20 protein-coding genes are annotated in these 24,489 nt (G+C 69.5%); 17 read left to right on the forward strand and 3 right to left on the reverse strand.

Annotated elements, in window-relative coordinates:
* Window positions 1-28: 28 nt before the first annotated feature.
* The 4 genes from ACQP2X_RS01240 to ACQP2X_RS01255 all read left to right on the forward strand — a co-directional run bounded on the left by ACQP2X_RS01240 (window position 29) and on the right by ACQP2X_RS01255 (window position 4,513).
* Window positions 29-1,252 (forward strand): MFS transporter, encoded by a 1,224-nt coding sequence (locus tag ACQP2X_RS01240; protein WP_498693775.1) that lies wholly within the window; start codon window positions 29-31, stop codon window positions 1,250-1,252.
* A complete protein-coding gene (locus tag ACQP2X_RS01245) occupies window positions 1,249-2,100 on the forward strand; it encodes a menaquinone biosynthetic enzyme MqnA/MqnD family protein (RefSeq protein WP_498693776.1) in 852 nt (283 codons plus the stop codon). Before ACQP2X_RS01240 ends, ACQP2X_RS01245 begins: the two co-directional genes overlap by 4 nt.
* A gap of 84 nt (window positions 2,101-2,184) precedes the next feature.
* Window positions 2,185-3,672, forward strand: a complete 1,488-nt coding sequence (locus ACQP2X_RS01250; protein WP_498693777.1) for a COG1470 family protein — start codon at window positions 2,185-2,187, stop codon at window positions 3,670-3,672.
* A gap of 46 nt (window positions 3,673-3,718) precedes the next feature.
* Window positions 3,719-4,513, forward strand: coding sequence for a thioesterase family protein (locus ACQP2X_RS01255; RefSeq protein WP_498693778.1), 795 nt, complete (start codon window positions 3,719-3,721; stop codon window positions 4,511-4,513).
* A gap of 9 nt (window positions 4,514-4,522) precedes the next feature.
* On the opposite strand, the gene ACQP2X_RS01260 is transcribed toward ACQP2X_RS01255, so the two are convergent.
* Complete coding sequence (locus ACQP2X_RS01260) at window positions 4,523-6,109, reverse strand: beta-1,3-glucanase family protein (RefSeq protein ID WP_498693780.1); 1,587 nt, start codon at window positions 6,107-6,109, stop codon at window positions 4,523-4,525.
* A 136-nt stretch (window positions 6,110-6,245) separates the two neighbouring features.
* On the opposite strand from ACQP2X_RS01260, the gene ACQP2X_RS01265 reads away from it, so the two are divergent.
* The gene (locus ACQP2X_RS01265; protein ID WP_498693782.1) at window positions 6,246-7,202 is read left to right on the forward strand and encodes an aldo/keto reductase; all 957 of its coding nucleotides are present in this window, start codon (window positions 6,246-6,248) and stop codon (window positions 7,200-7,202) included.
* Window positions 7,203-7,241: 39 nt separating this feature from the next.
* On the opposite strand, the gene ACQP2X_RS01270 is transcribed toward ACQP2X_RS01265, so the two are convergent.
* Together ACQP2X_RS01270 and ACQP2X_RS01275 are read right to left on the reverse strand one after the other, a co-directional pair.
* A complete protein-coding gene (locus ACQP2X_RS01270) occupies window positions 7,242-8,087 on the reverse strand; it encodes an SWIM zinc finger family protein (protein ID WP_498693784.1) in 846 nt (281 codons plus the stop codon).
* A gap of 1 nt (window position 8,088) precedes the next feature.
* Window positions 8,089-11,082: a DEAD/DEAH box helicase gene (locus ACQP2X_RS01275; protein ID WP_498700761.1), complete on the reverse strand. Its 2,994-nt coding sequence runs from the start codon at window positions 11,080-11,082 to the stop codon at window positions 8,089-8,091.
* A 94-nt stretch (window positions 11,083-11,176) separates the two neighbouring features.
* Here ACQP2X_RS01275 and mqnC point away from each other — a divergent pair, with 94 nt between their 5' ends.
* The 12 genes from mqnC to nuoH all read left to right on the forward strand — a co-directional run bounded on the left by mqnC (window position 11,177) and on the right by nuoH (window position 24,489).
* Complete coding sequence (mqnC, locus tag ACQP2X_RS01280; RefSeq protein ID WP_498693787.1) at window positions 11,177-12,418, forward strand: cyclic dehypoxanthinyl futalosine synthase; 1,242 nt, start codon at window positions 11,177-11,179, stop codon at window positions 12,416-12,418.
* A 265-nt stretch (window positions 12,419-12,683) separates the two neighbouring features.
* Window positions 12,684-13,430 carry a demethylmenaquinone methyltransferase gene (locus ACQP2X_RS01285; RefSeq protein WP_498693789.1) on the forward strand — a complete coding sequence of 249 codons (747 nt, stop codon included), beginning with the start codon at window positions 12,684-12,686 and terminating at the stop codon, window positions 13,428-13,430.
* Window positions 13,431-13,487: 57 nt separating this feature from the next.
* Window positions 13,488-13,757 (forward strand): hypothetical protein, encoded by a 270-nt coding sequence (locus ACQP2X_RS01290; protein WP_498693790.1) that lies wholly within the window; start codon window positions 13,488-13,490, stop codon window positions 13,755-13,757.
* Between the two features lie 98 nt (window positions 13,758-13,855).
* Complete coding sequence (locus ACQP2X_RS01295; protein WP_498693791.1) at window positions 13,856-15,151, forward strand: geranylgeranyl reductase family protein; 1,296 nt, start codon at window positions 13,856-13,858, stop codon at window positions 15,149-15,151.
* A gap of 74 nt (window positions 15,152-15,225) precedes the next feature.
* On the forward strand, window positions 15,226-15,591 hold the full coding sequence (locus ACQP2X_RS01300) for an NADH-quinone oxidoreductase subunit A (protein ID WP_097327860.1): 366 nt from the start codon (window positions 15,226-15,228) through the stop codon (window positions 15,589-15,591).
* Window positions 15,592-15,624: 33 nt separating this feature from the next.
* Complete coding sequence (locus tag ACQP2X_RS01305) at window positions 15,625-16,293, forward strand: NuoB/complex I 20 kDa subunit family protein (protein WP_498656379.1); 669 nt, start codon at window positions 15,625-15,627, stop codon at window positions 16,291-16,293.
* Window positions 16,290-16,994 carry an NADH-quinone oxidoreductase subunit C gene (locus ACQP2X_RS01310; RefSeq protein WP_498693793.1) on the forward strand — a complete coding sequence of 235 codons (705 nt, stop codon included), beginning with the start codon at window positions 16,290-16,292 and terminating at the stop codon, window positions 16,992-16,994. Before ACQP2X_RS01305 ends, ACQP2X_RS01310 begins: the two co-directional genes overlap by 4 nt.
* Complete coding sequence (locus tag ACQP2X_RS01315; RefSeq protein ID WP_360260520.1) at window positions 16,991-18,316, forward strand: NADH-quinone oxidoreductase subunit D; 1,326 nt, start codon at window positions 16,991-16,993, stop codon at window positions 18,314-18,316. Before ACQP2X_RS01310 ends, ACQP2X_RS01315 begins: the two co-directional genes overlap by 4 nt.
* A complete protein-coding gene (nuoE, locus tag ACQP2X_RS01320; protein WP_498693795.1) occupies window positions 18,316-19,356 on the forward strand; it encodes an NADH-quinone oxidoreductase subunit NuoE in 1,041 nt (346 codons plus the stop codon). The genes ACQP2X_RS01315 and nuoE overlap by 1 nt, the downstream gene beginning before the upstream one ends.
* A complete protein-coding gene (gene nuoF / locus ACQP2X_RS01325; protein ID WP_498656381.1) occupies window positions 19,353-20,669 on the forward strand; it encodes an NADH-quinone oxidoreductase subunit NuoF in 1,317 nt (438 codons plus the stop codon). The genes nuoE and nuoF overlap by 4 nt, the downstream gene beginning before the upstream one ends.
* On the forward strand, window positions 20,669-23,116 hold the full coding sequence (locus tag ACQP2X_RS01330) for an NADH-quinone oxidoreductase subunit G (protein WP_498693797.1): 2,448 nt from the start codon (window positions 20,669-20,671) through the stop codon (window positions 23,114-23,116). Before nuoF ends, ACQP2X_RS01330 begins: the two co-directional genes overlap by 1 nt.
* 5 nt (window positions 23,117-23,121) lie before the next feature.
* The gene (nuoH, locus tag ACQP2X_RS01335) at window positions 23,122-24,489 is read left to right on the forward strand and encodes an NADH-quinone oxidoreductase subunit NuoH (RefSeq protein WP_498700764.1); all 1,368 of its coding nucleotides are present in this window, start codon (window positions 23,122-23,124) and stop codon (window positions 24,487-24,489) included.

The following is a 24,489-nucleotide window of genomic DNA, read 5'->3' on the forward strand; positions in this document are numbered from 1 at the left end:
AAGAAGTGTGAAGGACTATTTTCGAAGTATGTCTTTCACATCTCAGTCCTCGCGCTGGTCCGACGTCTATCTGGTCGTGGGCTCGCGAGCGCTGTCGGGCTGTGGAGACTTCCTGGCCGCCACCACCCTGGCCCTCGTGTTGCAGCAGGCGGGCCATGGCGGCGTGGCGGTCTCCGCGCTGATGCTGGCCGCCGGCGTGCCCCCGGTGCTGCTCGCCCCGCTCAGCGGCCGCCTGGCCGACGTGGCCGACAGCCGGGTGATCCTGGCCGTCACCGCGGCCGCGCAGGCCGTCGTCTGTGTGGTTCTGGCCTTCATGACCCATCCGGTGCTGATCGTGGCGCTGGTGGCGCTTCTCGCCTGTGGGTTCGCCTTCACCGCGCCCGTGCTGTCGGCCCTTCTGCCGGAGATGGTCCGGCGGGAAGATCTGGCCAAGGCGAGCGGCATCAGCCAGACCGCGGGCCAGATCGGCGTGCTCATCGGGCCGGCCCTGGCCGGCGTCCTGGTCGGGCAGACCGGCTCACGCGTGCCGTTGTTGATCGACGCGGCGACTTATCTCGCGCTGGTCGTGGCCGCCCTGGCCATCCGCACCCGGCGGCGGGGCGGTGGCGTGCGGTCCGCGGCGCCGCTGACGCCGTGGCGGCTGCGCGACGACCGGAGTCTGGCCATGGTCGTGGGCCTGCTCGCGGCGGTCGTGCTCGGGATCAGCGCGATAAACGTCTTCGACGTCTTCTTCGTCCGCGAGACGCTCGGCGCCTCCACCACCGTCTACGGCTTCGTCGCCGCCTCCTGGACGGTCGGGATGCTCGTCGGCTCGGTGGTGTTCAGCCGCTTCCCGCCGGGTCGCATCACGCCGGCGGCCATGCTGACCGTCGCCGCCGCGACCTGCGTGCCCTTCGTCGGGGCGGCCTTCGTGCCCGGGGCGCTGTGGCTCGTCCCGCTCTGGATCGTCGGCGGCGCTTTCAACGGGGCGGTGAACGTCTTCCTGATGGTGTTCGTCACGAGCCGGACGCCGCCGGCCGCGCGGGGGCGGGCGTTCGCCGCGATGAACGCGCCGATCCAGGGCGCCGGCATGATCGGCCTGTTCGTGGCGGGTCCGCTGGTCGGGCTGGCCGATCTGCGGGTGCTGGTCGCCTCGACCGGGGTGGCCGGGCTGCTCGCCGCGCTGGCCGCCCTGCCGGTCGTGCGACGTGAACCACCATCACGACCGGCCGCGGGCGGTTCCCACTTGGTGAGAGATAGCGTCGGGGCATGAGCGACAGCGCCGGTCGGCCCCGGGTCGGGCACATCCAGTTCCTCAACTGCCTGCCCATCTACTGGGGGCTGATGCGGTCGGGCGCTCTGCTCGACGTCGATCTGCGCAAGGACACGCCGGAGCGGCTCAGCGCCAGCCTGGTCGCCGGCGATCTCGACATCGGGCCGATCACCCTGGTCGAATATCTGCGTCACGCCGACGAGCTGGTGCTCCTGCCTAACCTCGCGGTCGGCAGCGACGGGCCGGTGCTCTCGGTCAACCTGATCTCCACCCGGCCGCTGGCCGAGCTCGACGGGCGGCCGGTGGCGCTCGGCTCGACCTCGCGCACCGGGGTGCTGCTCGCGCAGATGTTGCTTGCCGAGCAATACGGTGCCGAGCCCGAATATTTCCGGTGCCCGCCCGAGCTCACCCAGATGCTCATCGAGGCCGACGCCGGCGTGCTGATCGGCGACCCGGCGCTGCGGGCGATGTACGAGGGGCCGCGTCTCGGCCTCGAGGTCACCGATCTCGGCGAGGCGTGGAAGAAGTGGACCGGCCTGCCCATGGTGTTCGCGGTCTGGGCGGTTCGCAAAGACTTCGCCGCGGCCCACCCGGGCGTGGTCAAGGACGTGCACGAGGCGTTCCAGCGCTCGCGCGACCTGTGCCTCGGGGAGCTCGACGAGGTGGCGGCTGCGGCCGCCCGGTGGGAGCCGTTCGACGCCGAGACCCTGGCGACGTATTTCCGGGTGCTCGACTTTTCGCTCGGTGAGCGCCAGATCGCCGGAATGCGTGAGTTCGCCCGTCGTGCCGCCGCTCGGGGCGAAGTGCCACCGCTTCCGGCCGATGGCCCGGTATTCGCCGAAGTTTGATCTACGGCAAGCGGAGGCTCTACGCTCCCCGGACTCTCAGTTGGCTCATAGGAAGCACAGCTGACTCCCAGGAACCGGTGATCAATGCGCCTCCGCTCTTTCGCCATCCCCGCTGCTCTCGCCGCTGTGGCCCTCGGGGGGCTCGCCGCGCCGGCTCAGGCCGCGCCGTCTGACGGAGAGCCGTTCGTCGACTTCTACCTGCCCGAGCAGGTGTCGGTGATCCAGGGCAAGACCAAGACCTTCAACGCCGAGCTGTTCAACGCCGGCCAGGGCGACGCCAAGGGCGTCGTCATGACGTTCAGCGACGTCGACCCGAGCCTCGGCCTGACGCTTCCGGCCGGCTGCGACGCCACCAGCTGCAAGGTCGACCTCAAGGCCGGCAAGCGGGCCAACCTCGCCATCACGCTGAAGCCGACCGGCGACAAGCTCGTCTCGCACTTCACGGCGACGGTCGAGGGATACAGCACCGACGTCACCGTCGTGCGCTCCACCGGCGGCGTCGACCTCGAGGTCGACCCGATCGACGACCTGAAGATCAATCGTGGCCAGTCGGCCGACGTGCCGGTCGTCGTGCGCAACAGCGGCAGCGAGACCGTCGACTCCATCGGCCTGGCCGTGGTCGCCGAGGACGGCCTCGAGGTGCTCACCAAGTACAGCAATTGCCTCACCGAGGTCGAGGGCGAGAAGATCCCCGGCGTCCTCTGCTTCTTCCAGCAGGAGTTCGCCCCGGACACGACGTTCACGCTGCCGGCCGCCACCCCGGTGAAGGTCAAGCTGCGGGCGGACGCCGGCGGCCCCTACACCTACAGCGCCGCGGTCTCGGCCATCGGCGTGAAGGACTCGGTGGCCGACGCCCTCGCCGCCCGGACCGGCCCGGTGCTGAAGCTCGAGGCGCAGCGCAAGGCGGCCGTCGAGATCCCCGACGACAGCCAGGTGCCGGACGACCTCAACGAGGACGACAACGTCGCCTACTTCGGCGTCGAGGCCGGCAAGTCGGCGGCCGACAGCGCCGCCGTCGGCGGCGCCTTCACCGGTGCGATCGGCGACGAGGCGACCGTCGAGGTCGGCGTCCGCAACCTCGGACCGACCCGCATCGTGCCCACCACCTTCGAGTGGTACCACGCCGTGCACGTCACCGTGCCGACCGGCCTGAAGCTGACCGAGGTCGACGACGCCTGCGTGCCCGGTCGCGGGGCGCCCGCGGACTTCGACGGCATCGACAAGGACAGCAACATCAACGGCCGCGTCTACACCTGCCTGCCCGGTGACGGACTGGCCAAGGGCGAGGAAGCCCTGTTCACCTTCACCGGCACCATCACCGAGGAGAAGGTCACGGCCGGCTCGGTCACGGTCGACGGCGGCCAGCAGGACGGCAACGCCAAGAACGACAAGGCGGCCCTCACGCTGAAGCTCACCGGCGGTGGCCAGGGCGGCGGCGACGAGGACGAGCCCGGCCTCCCGGTCACCGGCGCCCCGGCGGGCTGGGTCGCGCTGGGCGGTGCCCTGCTGCTGCTCGCGGGCGGCGCGGCGGCGTACCTCTTCCGGCGCCGGCGGATCATCACCACGATCTGACAGTTGGTTAAAGTCCCCGATCAAGGTCGTTGTCGAGGGAGATCGCATGGGCTACCAGTTCGACGTTGACACCGCGGTGAGCGGGAGCGACGGGCGGTGGTCGGCGACACTGACCGACGACTGGTCGATCGCGAGCGGCGTGCCCAACGGGGGCTATCTGTTCGCCGTGGCGCTGGCCGCGGCCGGGCAGGTCGTGCCCGAGCAGCGGCTCATCACGGCGACCGCCCACTACGTGCGGCCGGGCCAGGACGGCCCGGCCGACCTCGCCGTCGAGCTGGTCAAGCGGGGCCGCCTGACCAGCACGGTCGCGGTGGCCCTGAACCAGGACGGCAAGGAGCGGGTGCGGGTCGTCGCCACCTACGGCGACCCAGCCCTGCAGGACGCTCCGGTCCAGCACCCGATCTCCGCACCGGCGATCCCGTCGCCCGAGGAGTGCCGGTCGACCCACTCCGAGCTGGCCGAGGCGATCGGCGCGACCATCGCCGAGCGTTTCGACTACCGGGTGCTACCGGTGTCGCGCTGGGTGGGCGGCGAAGGCCCGGGCGAGGCGCGCATCGACGGCTGGATCCGCTTCGCCGACGGCCGCGAGCCCGACCTGGCCGCGCTGCCGTTCTTCGTCGATGCCTTCCCGCCCGCGCTGGGCGAGCTCGTCGGGCCGGTGACCGCTCCGACCCTCGAGCTCACCGTGCACGTCCGCAAGCAGCCGGCGCCGGGCTGGATCCAGGCACGGATCGAGGCCCGGCACATCGCGCCGGGCCTCGTCGAAGAAGACGCCTACCTCTGGGATAGCACCGGCGAATTGGTGGCGCTGTCCCGTCAGCTCGGCCTCTGGCGTCCGTAGAACGCGCCCCTAGGAGGTCCGCCACTTCTGGTTGGCCGCGCCGACGCAGTCCCACAGGTGGAGCCGGGCGCCGTCGGCCGGGTTGACCTCCTTGATGTCGACGCACCGGTTGGCCTGGGGATTGACCAGGTCGCCGGCGGCCGAGAGGACGAACTGCTGCGCTCCGGTGCCGTTGCAGGCGTACAGCTGAATGGGTGTGCCGTTGGCCGTGCCCGCCGCCGCCACATCCATGCACTTGTTGTTCTGGCTCTTCAGGGTGCCGCCGGTGAAGGTCCACTTCTGGGCGTTCGTGTTGTTGCAGCCCCACATCTGAAGCGGCGCGCTGTCGACGAAGTTCGAACTGGGCACGTCGATGCACTTGTTGTTCAGCGCGCTGATGAGCGGAACGCCGCTGCCTGAGGGCGGGGGAGTGGTGCCGCCACCGCTGAACGGCGTGAGGATGAGGCCGGCCGACCGCGGATCGCCGTCGTGCACCAGCGACTCGAAGGCGCCGACGTCGTCGAAGGCGAACGCGTACGCCTTGCCGTCGGCCATGTTCGCGTGGATCACCTTGGCGTAGACGTTCGTCGGGTTGTTGCGGTAGAAGTCGGCGGCGTTCGTGCTCGGCTGGGTGTCGATGGTGCCGAGCGTGCCCCGGTTCAGGGCCGCGCAGAGCGTCCGCGAGATCGGGCCCACGACCTGGTCGTTCGGCGCCGGCAGGTCACCGTCGCAACCCCAGACGCTGGCCGACGAGGGCCGGTTGAACGACGCCACCTGCGCGCCCGACGAGTTCGTGAAGACCATGGTGTTGCCCGAGGTGCGCCCGAAGTACCGCGTGTTGGGCTGGTCGCCGAACGGCACCACGGTCAGGGTCTTGGAGGCGTAGGCGTTCCAGGCCGAGGCGATGTACGAGTCGAGGTAGTTGGCGCTCATCAGGCCCGCTCCGGCCGCTTTGCCGGGCGCGAGCACCCGCAGCACGGTTCCGTCGGAGCGGGTGTAGACCGTGTTGGCCCACCCCGAGGTGCCGCGGATGGTGTTGATGACGGCGTCGCGGCCGTTCGCCACGAGATCGCCGGTCCGCTTGGTGGCCCCGGAGGCGCCGGCGACCGTGACGGCGTGCGGCACGGCGAACATGTCGACCTGTGAGCTGTTGAGCCACAGCCCGGCGTCGTTGTAGGTGAATTCGCTCCAGTCGAAGAGGATGTCCCGGTTGGCGTCGCCGCCCGCCCAGGGTGCCGGCTGCACGAGCCCGTCGGGCGTGAGGAAGAACTTCAGCTTGGCACCGAGCGAGAAGTAGACCCGGCCGGAGAATCCGCGCGGGAAGTTGATGGTCGAGCTGCCGCCGTTGCCGGCGCCGGAGATGGCCACGTCCGGCGCGGCCACGGGCGGCAGCGCCCCGCCACTCCACGCCGTGAAGGTGCCGGCCTGGTTCACGTAGCCGAGGCGGCCGGAGGAGAGCTGCACGCCGATCACGTAGAGGTAGACGGCGTCGCCGCGGCCGGTGTTGTTGGTGACGGTGACCGGCAGCACCGCGGGGCCGACGGCCGACGCCGCCGGTGGAGACACTAAGGGCGCGGCCAGGACCGCAGCGGCCAGGAGACCCAGAAACTTGCGCACGGGGGAACCTCCAAAAAATGGGGGAGAGCGCTCTCACCCGAGCGTCGGATTTGTTAACAACACGTGTCAATAGATCGACGGCGATATAACCCTGTCCCGGGCAAACGACGGTACGAACGGGCATAGGGTCGTGCTCATGAGTGAGATGAGCTACCGCCGGCTGGGCACCTCGGGCCTGGTCGTCTCCGTCGTCGGCATCGGCTGCAACAACTTCGGCCGCAAGCTGGACGCCGACGGCACCCGCGAGGTCGTCGACGCCGCTTTCGACGCCGGCATCACGCTGTTCGACACCGCCGACATCTACGGCACCCCGCACGGCGCCTCCGAGGAGTGCCTGGGCGCCGCGCTCAAGGGCCGCCGGGACGAGGTCGTGCTGGCCACCAAGTTCGGCATGACCATGGAGGGCCTCAACGGCAACGACTTCGGCGCCCGCGGCTCCCGCCGCTACATCGTGCGCGCCGTCGAGGCCTCGCTGCGCCGGCTCGAGACCGACTACATCGACCTCTACCAGATCCACGAGCCCGATCCGCGGACCCCGATCGAGGAGACCCTCTCCGCCCTCGACGACCTGGTCCGCTCGGGCAAGGTGCGCTATCTGGGCAACTCCAACTTCGCCGGATATCAGATCGCCGACGCCGACTGGACCGCCCGCGCGGCCGGGCTCACCCCGTTCATCAGCGCGCAGAACCGCTACAGCCTGCTTCAGCGCCACGTCGAGTCCGAGGTCGTTCCGGCCTGCGAGCACTTCGGTCTCGGACTGCTGCCGTTCTTCCCGCTCGACTCCGGCCTGCTCTCCGGCAAATATCGGCGCGGCGAGAAGCCGGCCGCCGGCACCCGCCTCGCCCAGGACCGCTACCAGCGTTTCCTCGACGCCGCCGACTGGGACAAGATCGAGGCGCTGTCGTCGTTCGGCGCCGAGCGTGGCCACAGCCTGCTCGACGTCGCGATCGCCGGGCTCGCCGCCCGTCCGGCCGTGGCCAGCGTGATCGCCGGCGCGACCAGCGCCGAGCAGGTTCAGGCCAACGCCGCGGCGGGTGCGTGGGAGCTGTCCGCGGACGACGCCGCGGCTCTCGACGCGATTCTCAACTCCTAGGCCGCGGCGAACGGGCCGGCTGGGTGCGACTCCAGCCGGTCACCCGGCCTCCGGTCCGGCGTTTGGTCCATCTTGGAGGCTCCGGTACGCCGGCCGCAGCAGATCCACCAGCGGAATGTGCCGCACCTTCACCGGCGGCGCGTCCAGCGCCCGCAGCAGCAGCTCGGGCGGCACGGTGACCCGGGACGGGCGCTCGCGCAGGCGCCCCAGGCTGATCGCGGGGGCGTAGAAGTCGGCGAGTCGCGTGTCCAATGAAGACTCCTCGACCGCGAGCGGGTCGACGGTGGGAGCCGGCTCGGGGGTGCCGCGCAGCGCGTCCAGCAGCTCCTCGCGGGCGCGTCCACGCCACGCCAGCACCAGGAACGGGTCGTCGTCGAACGCCTCGGCCAGCACGTAGAGCACGGCCGAGCCGTGCTTGCACGGAACTCCCCAATCAGGACAGTTGCATCGGATGTCGAGCCGGTCGGGGAACAGCGGCGCGTCGTGGGCCGCGAACAGCTCCACGATCTCGTGCGGCATCTCGCCCGCGAGCAGCGCGGCTCGATAGAGCGCCTGGGCGCCGAGCGCCTCCGTCAGCACGGTCCACTGTGCTTCGTCAAAGGCCGAGATCTCGACATCGACCTCGTACGGCTGCGGCCGCGACCCCTGCACGCGGGCCGTCACCCGCCCGGCGGCCAGGGAAAAGCCCATGACCTGGCCCTTGCGCGCGTAGGCCCGCCCGCGCGCGAGGCGCCCACCGTCGCAGACCTGCTCCAGCACGTCGACGAAGCGGCGCGACCACCACTGCTCGCCGATCTTGCCGCGTTTGGCCCGCACGGCGATGCCACCGTCCACTTCGATCGGACGCCCGCCCTCGAAGAAGCGGCCCTTCGGATCGGTCGGCATCTCACCTCACCGCCGCGGGGTCGAGCGCGAACAGCTCGCGCAGCTGATCGGTGCTGAGGTCGGTGATCCAGTCTTCGCCGGTGCCGACGACCGAGGAGGCCAGCGCCTTCTTCCGCTCGATCATCGCGTCGATCTTCTCCTCCAGCGTGCCGGTGCAGATGAACTTGCGGACCTGCACGTTGCGCGACTGTCCGATTCGGAACGCCCGGTCGGTCGCCTGGTTCTCGACAGCCGGATTCCACCATCGGTCAAAGTGGACGACATGGTTGGCGGCGGTCAGATTGAGGCCCGTACCGGCCGCCTTGAGGGACAGCAGGAAGAGCATCGGCTCGTCGTCGTTCTGGAAGCGCTCGACCAGATCGTCACGCTTGGCCTTCGACAGTCCACCATGGAGCCACAACACCGGACGGTCGAGATGGGCGGCCAGATAGGGCTGCAACAGGGCGCCCCACTCGGCGTACTGGGTGAAGATCAAGGCCTTGTCGCCGTCCTCGATGATCTCTTCGGCGAGCTCCTCGAGCCGGGCCAGCTTGCCCGACCGCGAGGGCAGCCGTGAACCGTCCTTGAGCAGGTGGGCCGGGTGGTTGCAGACCTGCTTGAGCTTGGTCATGGCGGCCAGCACGTTGCCTCGGCGCTGGATGCCCTCGCTGCCCTCGATCTCGGAGAGCATGTCCTCGACCACGGCCTGATAGAGCGTGGCCTGCTCGGCGGTGAGCGTGCACCAGACCTTCATCTCGTTCTTCTCGGGCAGATCCGAGATGATCGTCTTGTCGGTCTTGAGGCGGCGGAGCACGAACGGGCCGGTGGCGCGCTTGAGAGCCTCGGCCGCGACCTCGTCCTGGTGCACCTCGATCGGCTCCTGGAAGCGGCGGCGGAACCGTTTGGCCGGTCCGAGGATGCCGGGATTGCAGAAATCCATGATGGACCACAGCTCGGCCAGGTGATTTTCGACCGGCGTGCCGGTCAGGGCGAGGCGGGTGCGGGCGGGCACGGCGCGTACGGCCTGGGACTGCCGGGTGCCGCTGTTCTTGATGGCCTGGGCCTCGTCGCAGACCACGCGGCCCCAGTCGGCCTTTTTCAGCGTTTCGAGGTCGCGGGTCGCTGTGCCGTACGTGGTGATCACCAGGTCAGAATTGTCCACAGTGTCGAGGAACTCGTCGCCACGGACACGTGTGCCGCCATGGTGCACGTAGACGCGGAGGCTCGGCGCGAATCGGGCGGCTTCCTTCTGCCAGTTGCTGACCAGAGACATTGGACAAATCAGAATTGTCGGTTTTGTGGGGACGCTCGCGGCCCGCTCGGCCAGGAGGAGCGAGAGAGTCTGAGCGGTTTTGCCGAGGCCCATGTCGTCGGCCAGGATGCCGCCCAGGCCCAGACGGGTGAGGAAGTGCAGCCAGGAGAGGCCGCGTTCCTGGTACGGGCGCAGGGCACCCTGGAAGGAGGCTGGGGTGGGCACCGGATCCATCCGGTCGGCCGCCTGGCCGGAAAGCAGGTCGCCGAGCATGCCGTCGGCGTCGATCTCGACCAGCGGCAGGTCCTCCTCGCCGCCGTCCACCACCTGCTGGAGCACCTCGCCCGCGGTCATCTCGCCCTCGCGCCGCTTGGTGACGGCCTTGAGGGCGGCCCGCAGCTGGCGGTCGTCCAGCTCCACCCACTGACCGCGCACCCGCACCAGCGGCACCTTGAGCCGGGCCAGCTCGGCCAGCTCCTCGGCGGTGACCGCGCCGTCGCCGATCACCAGGTCGAGACGGAAGTCGACCAGCTCCTGCAGACCGAAGCCGGAGTCGGCGACGGCACGGGTCGAGGTGCCCTTCGCCTTGCGGGAGCGGGTGGTCAGCTTGAGGCCGACCGCCTTGCGCCCGGCCCACGCCGGCAGCTGAACGCCGAAGCCGGCCGCCTGGAGCAGCGGCGCCGCGCTCCGCAGGAACTCGTGCGCCTGGGCGGTGTCGATCGTCATCCGGCCCGGCTCCTGGTCGCGCAGGGCCACGTGCAGTTGCGGGAAGAGCCGGACCGCGCGGCCGAGCCCGGCCAGCAGCGACTCGTCGGGCCGGGCGGGCATGCCGGGGAAGCGGCCACCGGCCCAGACCTCCTCGGCCGGCAGGTAGAGGCTGGGGTCCTCGGCCGACTGGAGAGCGAACTCGAGGCCCCACTCGTCGGTGTCGGGCTCGGGTTCGAACAGCCGGAAGCTGACCCGCACGGGGCCGTTCGCCTCGTGGGCGGCCCGCAGCCAGTCGCCGAGCGCCGTGCGGAGCTCGCGCTCCTCGTCGGGCCGGGCGCCGGGCAGGGTGGGGTCGTCGGCGGTCAGCGCGGCGATCCAGCGGTCGGGCAGCGGCGCCTTGGGCCCGGCCCGGTGGCCGTAGAGGATCCGCTCGGGCATCACCGAGCGTGCTGCCGAGTCGACGAGATGATCGAGGGCATCGCGCAGGGTCACCGTCACGCCGCCACCGGCCGAGCGCACCGACGGGGGCATGCCTTCGGCGAAGTCGCGATAGGTGGCGGCGTCGCCACCGGTGAGAACCGGGCGCCAGCGGGCGGTGGCCACGCCGTCCTCGGTGACCAGTTGAGGAAGCATCCGGCCGCGCCGGGCCAGGTCGCAGGCATATCCGGCCAGTACGCAGAGATAGCGCAGGTCGGCCCCGGCCAGCCATTCGTCGGAGGGCTCGGCCAGCTCGCCCAGCACCGCCATGGCCTCGGCCCCGGGGATGATGAGCACCGGCACCCGCCAGGGCGACAGCTTGATTCCTCGCCCGGCCGTTTCGATCCCGGTCTCGGGCGACGGCACCGGCCCCCGCGCGCTGCTGGGCAGGAACAGAACGGCCGTCTCAGCCGCTTCATTCCGGGGCTCTTGTGCGGACAAATCCGAAATTTCCCCTACGGGTGCTGCGAACGGATGCGGGCGGTCCGCCGCCCGCGACGTTGTTGTCAGCGGGCGGGCCGGGTCCTCGGCCCAGAGCATCAGCTGCCCGCCTGCCCAACCACCATGTACGACGAGCACAGCCACCCCCAGAACAGACCGCCATCGAGAGTAACGACCCATCTGAGAGGTAGGCCGCTGACGGTTCACCCCCGGCGGACGTACTCTTCGGTACGTGACGGCGAACCGGGAGATCGACAGCATTCTGCAGCGCGCGGCCGACGGCGGGCGGATCACGCCCGAGGAGGCGCTGCTGCTCTACACGGACGCTCCGTTCCACGCGCTGGGCGAGGCCGCCGACGCGGTGCGCCGCCGCCGTCACCCTGACGGCATCGTCACCTATCTGATCGACCGCAACATCAACTACACGAACGTGTGCGTCACCGCGTGCAAGTTCTGCGCCTTCTTCCGTGCTCCCAAGCACAAGGAGGGCTGGTCGCACCCGATGGAGGAGATCCTCAACCGGTGCGGCGAGGCGGTCGACCTCGGCGCCACCCAGGTGATGCTCCAGGGCGGCCACCACCCGGACTTCGGCGTGGAGTACTACGAGAACCTCTTCTCCTCGGTCAAGCAGGCGTACCCCCAGCTGGCGATCCACTCGATCGGCCCCAGCGAGATCCTGCACATGGCCAAGGTCTCCGGCGTCTCGATCGAGGAGGCCATCCTGCGGATCAAGGCGGCCGGTCTCGACTCGATCGCCGGCGCCGGCGCCGAGATGCTGCCCGACCGGCCCCGCCAGGCGATCGCCCCGCTGAAGGAGAGCGGCGCCCGCTGGCTCGAGGTGATGGCGGTCGCGCACCGCAACGGCCTCTCGTCGACCGCGACCATGATGATGGGCACCGGCGAGACGCACGAGGAGCGCATCGAGCACATCCGGATGATCCGTGACGTACAGGATCTGGCCGTGGCCAACGGCTACCGCGACGATGCCGTCGAGACCGGGCAAGCCGTCGGGGGGTTCCGGGCCTTCATCCCGTGGACCTATCAGCCGGAGAACAACCACCTGAAGGGCCGCACCCAGGCCACCACGATGGAATATCTGCGCTTCCTGGCCATGTCGCGGCTGTTCTTCGACAACGTGTCCCACCTGCAGGCCTCGTGGCTGACCACGGGCAAGGACGTCGGCCAGCTCTCGCTGCACCTGGGCGTCGACGACCTGGGCTCGATCATGCTGGAGGAGAACGTGATCTCCTCGGCCGGTGCCCGGCACCGCTCCAACCTGCACGAGCTGATCTGGATGATCCGTACGGCCGACCGCATCCCGGCCCAGCGCGACACCCTCTACAAGCACCTGGCCGTCCACTACACGCCCGAGGACGACCCGACCGACGAGCGTGTCGTGTCGCACTTCTCCTCGATCGCGATGCCCGGCGGCGGCGCCGGGCGCCAGCAGCTCCCGGTGGTCGGGGTCTCGTAACGGTAAAGAAAAGTCACAGGCCGAGACCGGGAACGCCCTGTTCGGGGGGTCGCCGATGACCGTTCGGTCAGGTGCCCCTCGGCGAACCGGCGAGGGAGGATTGCCACTTCGTAACGAGCACCGTGAACCTCTGTTCCGGCCTTTCCACGCTGGTTACGTTGCCCTCGTAAGACCTGAGACTTCTACCGGGAATCAATCTTCTCGGTGTTGGTTGCGGACCCGACCGATGGCGGTCGTATATATAACGCACAAGGAACCGGGCGGGATGGGTGACCATCCCGCCCGATCTGTTTTCCGGGGTGGCACAGTTGACCCCGTGACGCGCGCAGACCTGGACAAGCAGCCGCACGAGGTCGCCGAGATGTTCGACGGCGTGGCCAAGCGGTACGACCTGACCAACACCGTGCTCTCCTTCGGGCAGGACCGTGGCTGGCGGCGGGCCACACGCGCGGCGCTCGGGCTGCGGCCGGGGGAGCGGGTGCTCGACGTGGGCGCCGGCACCGGTGTCTCGACCGAGGAGCTGGGCCGGTCGGGCGCGTTCGCGGTCGGCGCCGATCTCTCCGTCGGCATGCTGCGGGTGGGTCGCCAGGCGCGGCCGGTCGTGCCGCTGGTGGCCGGTGACGCGCTGCGGCTGCCCTTCCCGGACGGCACCTTCGACGCGGTCACCATCTCCTTCGCGCTACGCAACGTGGTCGACACCGGGGCTGCGCTGCGTGAGCTCGGCCGGGTCACCCGTCCTGGCGGCCGCCTGGTGGTGTGCGAATTCAGCCATCCGACCAACGGGGCCTTCCGCACTGTCTATCTGCAATACCTCATGCGCTCCCTGCCCGCGGTGGCGCGAAGCGTGTCCAGCAACCCCGACGCGTACGTCTATCTCGCCGAATCCATTCGCGCCTGGCCCGACCAGGCGGCCCTGGCCGGGCGCATTGCGGAGTCGGGATCGTGGGACCGCGTCGGCTGGCGGAACCTGACCGGCGGCGTCGTCGCGCTGCACCGCGCCACGCGTCTCTAAAGGGGACAAGTCGCACGTTTCCGCCCATCTACGGCGAGTTCCTGTTTTCCTCGGAGAATGACCACTTTCGGGCACCTCGAGGACACCGACATCGACATCGCGATCGACGACCGTGACGCCGGCGAGCGTCGTGGCATGGAGCTGGCCGCCCGCATCCGGATGGTGGCCGCTCAAGATCCTGAGCTGGCACAAGATCTCGTCGAGCAGTTGATCTCCGCGCTGGAGAAGGCGACCGGCGGAACCTTCCGTCAGTTCCTGGACTCCGAGGGCGAGTCGGAGATCACCGCGGACGCACCGTCCGTTAATTCACCGGCGCGAAACAGTTAGGGTTCCCTTACCCGAACGAGCTTCGATGGCCGTCTTAGACTCCGACTTGGGCGCGCTTGTGAACTGTTTCACGAGCCGCTGCGAGACGGAGGTGTGGTGTGCGCAACGAGGTACTATCCGGTCCGATCGCCGACGAAGCGGATGTGATCGTCGTCGGGGCGGGACCGGGCGGGTCCGCAGCCGCTTATCACATGGCGCGCCACGGTTTGCGCGTTCTGCTTCTCGAGAAAACCGAGTTCCCGCGCGAGAAAGTGTGCGGTGACGGTCTGACTCCGCGCGCCGTCCGGCAGCTGGTCCGGATGGGCGTCGACACCTCCGAGAAAGCCGGCTGGCTGCACAACCGTGGCCTGCGGGTGATCGGCGGCGGCGTCCGGCTCGAGCTCGACTGGCCCGACCTGGCCAGCTTCCCCAACTACGGTCTGGTCCGCACCCGGCTCGACTTCGACGACATGCTGGCCAAGCGCGCGGTCGAGGCCGGCGCCGTTCTGCGTACGTCGGTGAACGTGACCGGCCCGGTGCTGGACGACGACGGCCACGCCATCGGCGTCGAGGCCAAGATCGGCCCCGGCAAGGAGCCCGTGCAGTTCCGGGCGCCCCTGGTGATCGCGGCCGACGGCGTCTCCGGCAAGCTGCCGCTGGCCATGGGCCTGGCCAAGCGGGACGACCGGCCGCTCGGCGTGGCGGTCCGGCGCTACTACACCTCGCCCGTGCGCGCCGACGACGACTACCTCGAGTCCTGGCTGGAGCTGCGCAGCTCCGAGGACCCCTCCCGGCTGCTGCCCGGCTACGGCTGGATCTTCGGGATGGGCGACGGCCGGGTGAACGTGGGCCTCGGCATCCTCAACTCGTCCAGCGCGTTCGGCAAGACCAACTACCGGTCGATGCTCACCGACTGGCTGGCCGGCACCCCGGCCGACTGGGGTTTCAACGACGAGGCCAACGCCGACGGGCCGATCCTGGGCGCCGCGCTGCCGATGGGCTTCAACCGGGTGCCCCACTACACGCGCGGTCTGATGCTGGTCGGTGACTCGGGCGGCATGGTCAACCCGATGAACGGCGAGGGCATCGCCTACGCCATGGAGTCGGGCGAGCTCGCGGCCGAGGTCGCCGTGCAGGCGCTGGCCCGGCCCGAGGGCGCCGACCGCGAGCGTGCGCTGCGGGCGTACCCGTCGGAGCTTAGTCTGCGGTTCGGCGGCTACTACCGACTCGGCGGAGTGTTCGTGAAGCTCATCGGCAACCCGCAGATCATGCGGATCGCGACGAAGCACGGCATGCCGCATCCGACGTTGATGCGGTTCGTTCTGAAACTGCTGGCCAACCTCACCGACCCGCGCGGCGGTGACGCGATGGACCGAGTGATCAACGGCTTGACGAAGGTGGCCCCGGCCGTCTGAACTACCCCGGCTGGACCAAGAGCAAATCGGACGAATAGTGTTATACGGCTCATAGTCGCAACAGGAGTCCTGAGATGTCGGTCAACCCATACGTCCCGATCGTCGGGTTACTCATCCTCGGCGCGCTCTTCGCGTTGTTCTCCGTGTCGATCGCGCCGATCGTCGGTCCACATCGCTACAACCGCGCCAAGCTCGACGCGTACGAATGTGGCATCGAGCCCGCGCCGCAACCCGTCGGCGGCGGCCGGTTCCCGGTGAAGTTCTACCTGACCGCGATGCTCTTCATCATCTTCGACATCGAGACCATCTTCCTCTATCCGTGGGCCGTCTCCTTCAACGCGCTCGGCCTGTTCGGCTTCGTCGAGATGGTCCTGTTCATCGTCACGGTCTTCATCGCCTACACCTACGTGTGGCGGCGTGGCGGCCTCAACTGGGACTGATCCGCGGCACAAGGTCTTAACAGGAGACACGCCATGGGAATCGAAGAGAAGCTACCGGCCGGCATCCTGCTGACCTCCGTCGAGAAGTTGTCGAACTGGGCCCGCAAGTCGTCGTTCTGGGGTGCCACCTTCGGACTGGCCTGCTGCGCCATCGAGATGATGGCCGCCGGCGGTCCGCACTACGACCTCGGTCGCTGGGGCATGGAGGTCTTCCGGGCCTCGCCGCGGCAGGCCGACCTGATGATCGTGGCCGGCCGGGTGAGCCAGAAGATGGCGCCCGTCGTCCGGCAGATCTACGACCAGATGCCCGAGCCGCGCTCGGTGATCTCGATGGGCGTGTGCGCCTCGTCCGGCGGCATGTTCAACAACTACGCGATCGTGCAGGGCGTGGACCACATCGTCCCGGTCGACGTCTATCTGCCCGGCTGCCCGCCGCGGCCCGAGATGCTGATCGACGCCATCCTCAAGATGCGCGAGAAGGTCATGGCCCAGCCGCTCGGACCGAACGGCCGCAAGATGCTCGAAGCCCGCAAGGCCGAGGGCAAGGTGCCGATCGTGGCGCCGGGCGCGATGCCGTCGTCGTACCGCGTGGACAAGGTCCGCCGGGCCGAGTGGACGCAGGCGGTCAAGGAAGGCCGCGAGGAACAGCTGCGCATCGAGAACTGGATGAAGCTCCAGCCGCATCTGCGGGAGGGCAAATGAGCATCGCACCACAGGACGGCCCACAGCCGGTGGGCGCCGACATCGACGCCCCGGCCCAGGTGCCGGCCAGCCCGCAGAAGGGCATGTTCGGCATCACCGGCACCGGCGACGTCTCCGGCTTCGGCGGCCTGGTCCGCCGGCATCCCGAAGTGGTCGGCAGCCCGAAGCCGTACGGCGGTTACTTCGACGAGGTCACCGACGCGCTCGAGGAGGCGTACCCCGGATTCGCCGACGCGATCGAGCGGGTGGTGGTCGATCGGGGCGAGCTGACCCTGCACATCAAGGCCGAGCGCATCGCCGAGGTCGCGCAGATCATGCGCGACGACGAGTCGCTGCGCTTCGAGCTGTGCTCGTCGGTGTCCGGCGTGGACTACCTGAACAGCGACGCCCGCCGGCTGCACGTCGTCTACCACCTGGCCTCGATGACGTACCGGCGCCGCGTGCGGCTCGAGATCGCCGTGCCCGACGGCGTGAGCGTTCCCAGCGTCACCGCCGTCTACCCGACCGCCGACTGGCAGGAGCGGGAGACGTACGACATGTTCGGCGTGGTCTTCGTGGGTCACCCCAACCTGACGCGGGTGCTCATGCCGGACGACTGGGAGGGCCACCCCCAGCGCAAGGACTACCCGCTCGGCGGCGTGCCCGTCGAGTACAAGGGTGCCGAGATTCCGCCTCCTGACCAGCGGAGGGTCTACCAATGACACAGTCCGGATACGCAACCGAGCGCGAGACCACCGAGGGTCGCGTCTTCACCGTCACCGGCGGCGACTGGGACACCGTCACCGGCAGCGTCGATCCGCTGAGCAACGAGAAGATCGTCGTCAACATGGGTCCGCAGCACCCGTCGACGCACGGCGTTCTCCGGCTCGTGCTCGAACTCGAGGGCGAGACCGTTCAGGAGGTACGTCCCGTCGTCGGCTACCTCCACACCGGCATCGAGAAGAACCTCGAATATCGCAACTGGACGCAGGGCACCACCTTCGTCACCCGGGCCGACTACCTCGCTCCGCTGTTCAACGAGGCCGGTTACTGCCTCGCCGTCGAGAAGCTGCTCGGCATCACCGACCAGATCACCGAGCGGGCGAACACCATCCGGGTGCTCTTCATGGAGCTGAACCGGATCTCGTCGCACCTGGTCTGGCTGGCCACCACCGGCATGGAGCTGGGCGCCATCTCGATGATGCTCTACGGCTTCCGCGAGCGTGAGTACATCCTCGACATCTTCGAGGAGACCTCCGGCCTGCGGATGAACCACGCCTACTTCCGCCCGGGCGGAGTGGCGCAGGACGTCCCCGAGTCGGCGATCAAGAAGATCCGCGACTTTCTGGTCTACCTGCCCAAGAAGCTCAAGGAGTACGAGGCGATGCTCTCCGGCCAGGTGATCTGGCAGGAGCGCACCCAGGGCGTCGCCGTGCTCGACGTGACCGGCTGCCTAGCGCTGGGCGTCACCGGGCCCGTGCTGCGTTCCGCGGGACTGGCTTGGGACCTGCGGAAGACGATGCCCTACTGCGGCTATGAGAATTATGAGTTCGACGTCCCGACCGCGACGACCGCCGACGTCTGGGGGCGGTACCAGGTTCGTCTCGCCGAGATCCGAGAGTCTCTCAAGATCATAGAGCAGGCCCTCGACCGTCTCCGGCCGGGTCCGATCTTCATCGCCGACAAAAAGATAGCCTGGCCTGCGCAATTGGCCGTCGGGCTGGACGGCATGGGCAACTCGCTCGAGCATGTGGCCAAGATCATGGGCCAGTCGATGGAGTCCCTTATCCACCATTTCAAGCTCGTGACCGAGGGCTTCCGGGTGCCGGCGGGCCAGGTCTACGTCGCCATCGAGCACCCGCGTGGAGAGCTCGGCGTGCACGCCGTCTCCGACGGCGGCACCCATCCCTACCGGGTGCACATGCGCGACCCGAGCTTCGTGAACCTCCAGGCCATCCCCGCGATGGCCGAGGGCGCGCTGTTGGCCGACGTCATCGCCGGCGGCGCTTCTCTGGACCCCGTGATGGGTGGGTGTGACCGGTAATGACTGATACAACGGTGGATTTCTCCCCCGCCGCCGCCCCCCTGGCCGAAAAGCTGCTCGGCCAGGCAACTGAGATCCTCGCTCGCTACCCCGCCGGTCGCGAACGGTCTGCCCTTCTGCCGCTGCTGCACCTGGTGCAGACGGTCGAGGGCCACGTCAGCCCGAACGGGGTGGCGTTCTGCGCCGAGATCCTGGGCATCAACAAGGCCCAGGTCGGCGCGGTCGCGACGTTCTACACGATGTACAAGCGCCGGCCCACCGGCGAATACCTCGTGAGCGTCTGCACCAACACGCTGTGCAACACGCTCGGCGGCCAGGAGGTCTACGACCAGCTGTCCGAGCACCTCGGTGTCGGGCACGACGAGACCACCGGCGACGGCCGCATCACGCTGGAGCACGCCGAGTGCCTGGCCGCCTGCGACTACGCACCGGTGGTCACGGTCAACTACGACTTCGCCCTCGACGAGGCCACCCCGGAAGCGGCGGTCGGCCTGGTCGAGAAGCTGCGCACCGGCGAGTCGTACACGCCGGCCCGGGGCGCCCGGATCTGCTCCCTCAAGGAGATGCAGGTCCAGCTGGCCGGTTTCGCCGACCCCCGCGACGGCGCGGTCGGCGACGGCCGGGCCGGTGCGCCCACGCTGCGCGGCGTGAACCTGGCCCAGGAGCACGGCATCGCGGTGCCGAACTTCAACCCGGACACCCCCATCACCAAGACCAAGCCCTCCCCGCGCGAAGAGAGCAAGGGCACGGTGGCCACGGCGGTCGACAAGGCGGCGGGCGCGGTCAAGGCCGCGGCCACGAAGGTCGCCGGTGACAAGGCCGGCGAGCCGGTCAAGGCCGGCGACGCCAAGGACCCCGAGGTCCGTACGGCCCAGCAGCGCAACCCCGACGCGAGCACCCCCGACAAGACGGGCGACGCCAAGGCCACGCCGCCGGCGCCGAGCAACCCGGCGGAGGCGGCCGGCGCCTCGGCCAACCAGCCCGCCGGTGACGGCAAGCCCGCCGGCGACACCGCCCGCGGCAGCGAGGAGGCGAAGTGACCCAGCCACGGCGTGAGCTTCTCGAAAAGCTGACCCCGGTCCTCACCAAGCGCTGGCTCTCGCCGAACGCCTGGCAGATCGGCGTCTACGAGCAGCTCGACGGATATCGGGCGGTCCGCAAGGCGCTCGACGTCCACCCCGACGACCTGATCCAGCTCATCAAGGACTCCGGTCTGCGCGGCCGCGGCGGCGCGGGCTTCCCGACCGGTCTCAAGTGGGGGTTCATCCCGCAGGGCGACGGCAAGCCGCACTACCTCGTGATCAACGCGGACGAGGGCGAGCCGGGCACCTGCAAGGACCTGCCGCTGATGACCTACGACCCGCATTCGCTGGTCGAGGGCGCGATCATCGCGGCGTACGCGATCCGGGCCAACCGGGCCTTCATCTACATCCGCGGCGAGGCGGTGCACGCCGCGCGGCGGCTGCGCAACGCGGTGGAAGAGGCGCGCGCGGCCGGATATCTGGGCACGAACATCCTCGGCTCCGGATTCGACCTCGAACTCGTCGTGCACAGCGGCGCCGGGGCGTACATCTGTGGCGAGGAAACCGCTCTGCTCGACTCGCTCGAGGGTTTCCGCGGCCAGCCGCGGCTGCGGCCGCCGTTCCCGGCGATCGCCGGCCTCTACGCGAGCCCGACGGTGGTCAACAACGTCGGCACCATCGCGAGCGTGCCGTACATCGTGCTCGGCGGCGCCGACTGGTGGAAGAGCATGGGCACCGAGAAGTCGGCCGGCCCGATGATCTACTCGCTCTCGGGCCGGATCGCCAACCCGGGACAGTACGAGTGCGGCCTCGGCATCACCCTGCGCGAGCTCATCGAGCTGGCCGGCGGGATGAAGCCCGGGCACAAGCTCAAGTTCTGGACGCCCGGTGGCTCGTCGACGCCGCTGCTCACGGCCGAGCACATCGACACCGCGATGGACTTCGAGGGCGTCGCCGCGGCCGGCTCCATCCTGGGCACCACGGCGATGCAGATCTTCAGCGACCAGGACTGCCCGGTCTACTCGACCTGGCGGTGGCTGGAGTTCTACCACCACGAGTCGTGCGGCAAGTGCACCCCGTGCCGCGAGGGCAACTACTGGATGGTCCGCACCTACCGCCGGATCCTGTCGGGCGAGGGGACGTACAAGGACCTCGACACCCTGCAGGACACCGCCGACAACATCTTCGGCCGCTCGTTCTGCGGTCTCGGCGACGGCGCGGCCACCCCGGTCATGTCCACGCTGAAGTTCTTCCGCCAGGACTACCTGGACTACATCGAGGGCCGGACTGCTCCCCGCTTGTCCGCCAAGGCTCTGGTTGGAGCTCACTGATGACGGACGTAGCGAAGAAGACGGACACCGTCACGCTCACGATCGACGGGATCGAGGTGACAGCGGAGAAGGGCGAGCTCGTCATCCGCGTCGCCGAGCGGATGGGCATCGCGATTCCCCGGTTCTGCGACCACCCGCTGCTCGCGCCGGCCGGTGCCTGCCGGCAGTGCCTGGTCGACATCGAGGGCCAGCGCAAGCCGGTCGCCTCCTGCACCCAGACGGTCGCCGAGGGCATGGTCGTCAAGACCCAGCTCACCTCGCCGGTCGCCGCCAAGGCGCAGGGCGGCGTGATGGAGCTGCTGCTGGCCAACCACCCGCTCGACTGCCCGACCTGCGACAAGGGCGGCGAGTGCCCGCTGCAGAACCAGGCGATGACGAACGGCCGGGCCGACTCCCGCTTCCACGAGCACAAGCGCGAGTACGAGAAGCCGATCCACATCTCCAGCCAGGTGCTGCTCGACCGCGAGCGGTGCATCCTGTGCCAGCGCTGCACCCGGTTCTCCGAGGAGATCGCCGGCGACAAGTTCATCGACCTGATGGACCGCTCGTCGGGCGAGCAGATCAACGTCTACCGCGACGACTTCTTCGGCGGCCGCGGCACCGGTGACGGCCAGGTCGGCGAGGGCGAGGGCGACGTCGCCTTCAACTCGTACTTCTCCGGCAACACGATCCAGATCTGCCCGGTCGGCGCGCTCACCGGCGAGCAGTACCGCTTCCGGGCCCGCCCGTTCGACCTGGTCTCCACGCCGACCGCGTGCGAGCACTGCGCGGCCGGCTGCTCGATGCGGGCCGACCACCGCCGCGGCAAGGTGCTGCGCCGGCTGGCCGGCGACGACCCGGCGGTGAACGAGGAGTGGAACTGCGACAAGGGCCGCTGGGGCTTCCGCTACACCACGGCCAACGACCGCATCACCACGCCGCTGATCCGCGGCGCCGACGGTGAGCTGCGGGAGGCGTCCTGGAGCGAGGCGCTGCTGGCGGCGGCCGAGGGTCTCGGCGCGGCCAGGAGCGCCGGGGTCGGCGTGCTCACGGGTGGCCGGCTCACGGTGGAGGACGCGTACGCGTACGCGAAGTTCGCCCGTCTCGCCCTCGGCACCAACGACATCGACTTCCGGGCGCGCCCGCTCAGCGCCGAGGAGGCCGACTTCCTGGCCTCGTCGGTGGCCGGGCTGACCGACGTGACCTATGAGGACGTCGAGAACGCGGGCTCGGTGGTGATCGCCGGGCTGGAGCCGGAGGAGGAGTGCCCGATCCTCTTCCTGCGCCTGCGCAAGGGCTTCAACCGCAAGCGCCTGAAGGTCACGGCGGTGGCGCCCTATCTGACCCGGGGCTTCACCAAGCTCGGGGCGGCGCTGGTCGCCGCGGTGCCCGGCGAGGAGGCCCGGCTGCTGGCCGAGGACCCGGCGATCGCGGCCGCCCTGGCCGAGCCGGGCGCGGTCCTGATCGTCGGCGAGCGGCTGGCCACGGTGCCCGGCGGACTGTCCGCCGCGGCCGCCCTGGCCCAGCGCACCGGCGCCCGCCTCGCGTGGGTGCCGCGCCGGGCCGGTGACCGCGGCGCCATCGACGCCGGCTGCCTGCCCAACCTGCTGCCGGGCGGCCGTCCGGTGAGCGACCCGGCCGCCCGCGCCGAGCTGGCGCGGGCGTGGCGGACCGGGGAAGAGGCGCTGTCCGGGACGCCCGGCCGCGACACCGACGCCATCATCGCGGCGGCGGCCGAGGGAAGGCTCGGCGGCCTGCTGGTCGCCGGCGTCGACCCGGGTGACCTGGCCGACCCGCGGCTGGCCGAGCAGGCGCTCGACAACGCCGGCTTCGTGGTCAGCCTGGAGCTGCGGCACAGCGCGGTGACCCGCCGGGCCGACGTGGTGCTCCCGGTGGCCCCGGCGGCCGAGAAGTCGGGCACCTACCTCGACTGGGAGGGCAGGCTGCGGTCCTTCGGGACGGTCCTGCCGACCAGCACGGCGATGACCGACGGCCGGGTGCTGGAGGCGATCGCGGCTCTCATGGAAGTGACGCTCGGAACCGGCGACGTGATGGCCATCCGGCGTGAGCTCGGCTCGATGCCGGCCAGCAGCGCGGCCCGTCCGGCGCTGCCCTCGGCGGCTCCGTCGGCGGGGCCCTCTCTCTCCACAGGAGAAGCGGTCCTCGCCACCTGGCACCACCTGATCGACCTCGGCTCGATGACCGAGGGCGACGCGGTGCTGGCCGGAACGGCCCGGGCGCCGCTGGCCCGCATCGGCAAGGACCTGGCCGAGGAGCTGGGTGTGGCCGACGGCGACGCGCTCACGGTCGGCACCGACCGCGGGGCGATCACCCTGCCGGTCGCGATCACCGACCTGCCGCCGCGGGTCGTGTGGCTGCCCACGAACTCGCCGGGCTCGACGCTGCGCCGCAGCCTCGGGGTCACCGCCGGCGCGGTTGTCCGGCTCTCAGCGGGAGCGTCCGCATGAAGAACATGATTGTGGCGGCCCACGCCGTCGACCCCAGCCTCCAGACGTTCGAGGACGACATCTGGTGGATCACGCTGATCAAGCTGTTCGGCGTCTTCGTCCTGCTGCTCCTGTTGACGCTCTTCACGATCAACTATGAGCGCAAGGTCGTGGCCCGGATGGCGGTCCGCCCCGGTCCCAACCAGGTCGGCCCCAAGGGCTGGCTGCAGAGCCTCACGGACGGCGTGAAGCTGCCGTTCAAGGAGGAGATCATCCCGAAGACCGCCGACAAGGTGGTCTACTTCATCGCCCCGGTGATCTCGGCGACCACGGCGTTCACCGCCTTCTCGGTCATCCCGTTCGGCGGCGTGGTCAACATGTTCGGCCAGACGACCGCGCTCCAGCTCACCGACGTTCCGGTCTCGGTGCTCGTGCTGCTCGCCTGCTCCTCCATGAGCGTCTACGGCGTCGTGCTGGCCGGGTGGGCCTCCGGCTCGACCTATCCGCTGCTGGGCGGTCTGCGGTCGAGTGCGCAGATGATCTCGTACGAGGTCGCCATGGGTCTCTCGATCGTCGCCGTCTTCATGACGGCCGGCACCATGAGCACCTCGCAGATCGTGAAGGCGCAGGCCGAGGGCAACCCGGTGAACATCTTCGGCTGGGAGGCGACGACACCCAGTTGGTACGCCATCCTGCTGCTCCCGAGCTTCGTCATCTACTGCATCGCGGCCGTCGGCGAGACCAACCGGGCGCCGTTCGACCTGCCCGAGGCCGAGTCCGAGCTGGTCGGTGGTTTCCACACCGAATATTCGTCGTTCAAGTTCGCGCTGTTCTTCCTGGCCGAGTACATCAACATGATCACCGTCTCGGCGTTCTGCACGACGCTGTTCCTCGGTGGCTGGCGCGCGCCGTGGCCGATCACCACGATCTGGGAAGGCGCCAACGCGGGCTACTTCGGGCTGATCTGGTTCTTCGCCAAGGTGCTGCTGCTGCTCTTCGGCTTCATCTGGCTGCGGGCCACGCTGCCCCGCATGCGCTACGACCAGTTCATGCGGTTCGGCTGGAAGGTCCTCATCCCGGTCAACCTGGTGTGGATCCTCTTCCTGGCCTACGTCAAGGTCGCCAACAACGAGCTGTCGCAGCAGGCCAAGTGGATCTCGATCGTCGGCATCGTCGTGGTGGTCCTGCTGATCGCCATGCTGTGGCCGGCCACCCGCAAGCCACGACAGCTGTCCCTCGAGGAACAGCTGGCCGCGCGACCACCGGGCAGTTTCCCGGTGCCACCGATCGACCTTCAGGTTCCCCCCAGCCCACGGGCCCGCCGCGCGGTGGCCGAACGGGCGCCCGCCACGGTGGGCGGCGACCCCGCTCCCTCGGAAAACAAGGAGGTGTGA

Origin of the sequence: Actinoplanes sp. CA-131856, assembly GCF_050956135.1 — a bacterium.
Classification (GTDB): Bacteria; Actinomycetota; Actinomycetes; order Mycobacteriales; family Micromonosporaceae; genus Actinoplanes.

What these genes read in the sequence shown, in the direction of transcription:
- ACQP2X_RS01240 (WP_498693775.1), top strand. Translation starts at nt 29, where the DNA reads ATGTCTTTCACATCTCAGTCCTCGCGCTGGTCCGACGTCTATCTGGTC.
- ACQP2X_RS01245 (WP_498693776.1), top strand. Translation starts at nt 1,249, where the DNA reads ATGAGCGACAGCGCCGGTCGGCCCCGGGTCGGGCACATCCAGTTCCTC.
- ACQP2X_RS01250 (WP_498693777.1), top strand. Translation starts at nt 2,185, where the DNA reads ATGCGCCTCCGCTCTTTCGCCATCCCCGCTGCTCTCGCCGCTGTGGCC.
- ACQP2X_RS01255 (WP_498693778.1), top strand. Translation starts at nt 3,719, where the DNA reads ATGGGCTACCAGTTCGACGTTGACACCGCGGTGAGCGGGAGCGACGGG.
- ACQP2X_RS01265 (WP_498693782.1), top strand. Translation starts at nt 6,246, where the DNA reads ATGAGTGAGATGAGCTACCGCCGGCTGGGCACCTCGGGCCTGGTCGTC.
- ACQP2X_RS01270 (WP_498693784.1), bottom strand. Translation starts at nt 8,087, where the DNA reads ATGCCGACCGATCCGAAGGGCCGCTTCTTCGAGGGCGGGCGTCCGATC.
- ACQP2X_RS01285 (WP_498693789.1), top strand. Translation starts at nt 12,684, where the DNA reads ATGGGTGACCATCCCGCCCGATCTGTTTTCCGGGGTGGCACAGTTGAC.
- ACQP2X_RS01290 (WP_498693790.1), top strand. Translation starts at nt 13,488, where the DNA reads ATGACCACTTTCGGGCACCTCGAGGACACCGACATCGACATCGCGATC.
- ACQP2X_RS01300 (WP_097327860.1), top strand. Translation starts at nt 15,226, where the DNA reads ATGTCGGTCAACCCATACGTCCCGATCGTCGGGTTACTCATCCTCGGC.
- ACQP2X_RS01305 (WP_498656379.1), top strand. Translation starts at nt 15,625, where the DNA reads ATGGGAATCGAAGAGAAGCTACCGGCCGGCATCCTGCTGACCTCCGTC.
- ACQP2X_RS01310 (WP_498693793.1), top strand. Translation starts at nt 16,290, where the DNA reads ATGAGCATCGCACCACAGGACGGCCCACAGCCGGTGGGCGCCGACATC.
- ACQP2X_RS01315 (WP_360260520.1), top strand. Translation starts at nt 16,991, where the DNA reads ATGACACAGTCCGGATACGCAACCGAGCGCGAGACCACCGAGGGTCGC.
- nuoE (WP_498693795.1), top strand. Translation starts at nt 18,316, where the DNA reads ATGACTGATACAACGGTGGATTTCTCCCCCGCCGCCGCCCCCCTGGCC.
- ACQP2X_RS01330 (WP_498693797.1), top strand. Translation starts at nt 20,669, where the DNA reads ATGACGGACGTAGCGAAGAAGACGGACACCGTCACGCTCACGATCGAC.
- nuoH (WP_498700764.1), top strand. Translation starts at nt 23,122, where the DNA reads ATGATTGTGGCGGCCCACGCCGTCGACCCCAGCCTCCAGACGTTCGAG.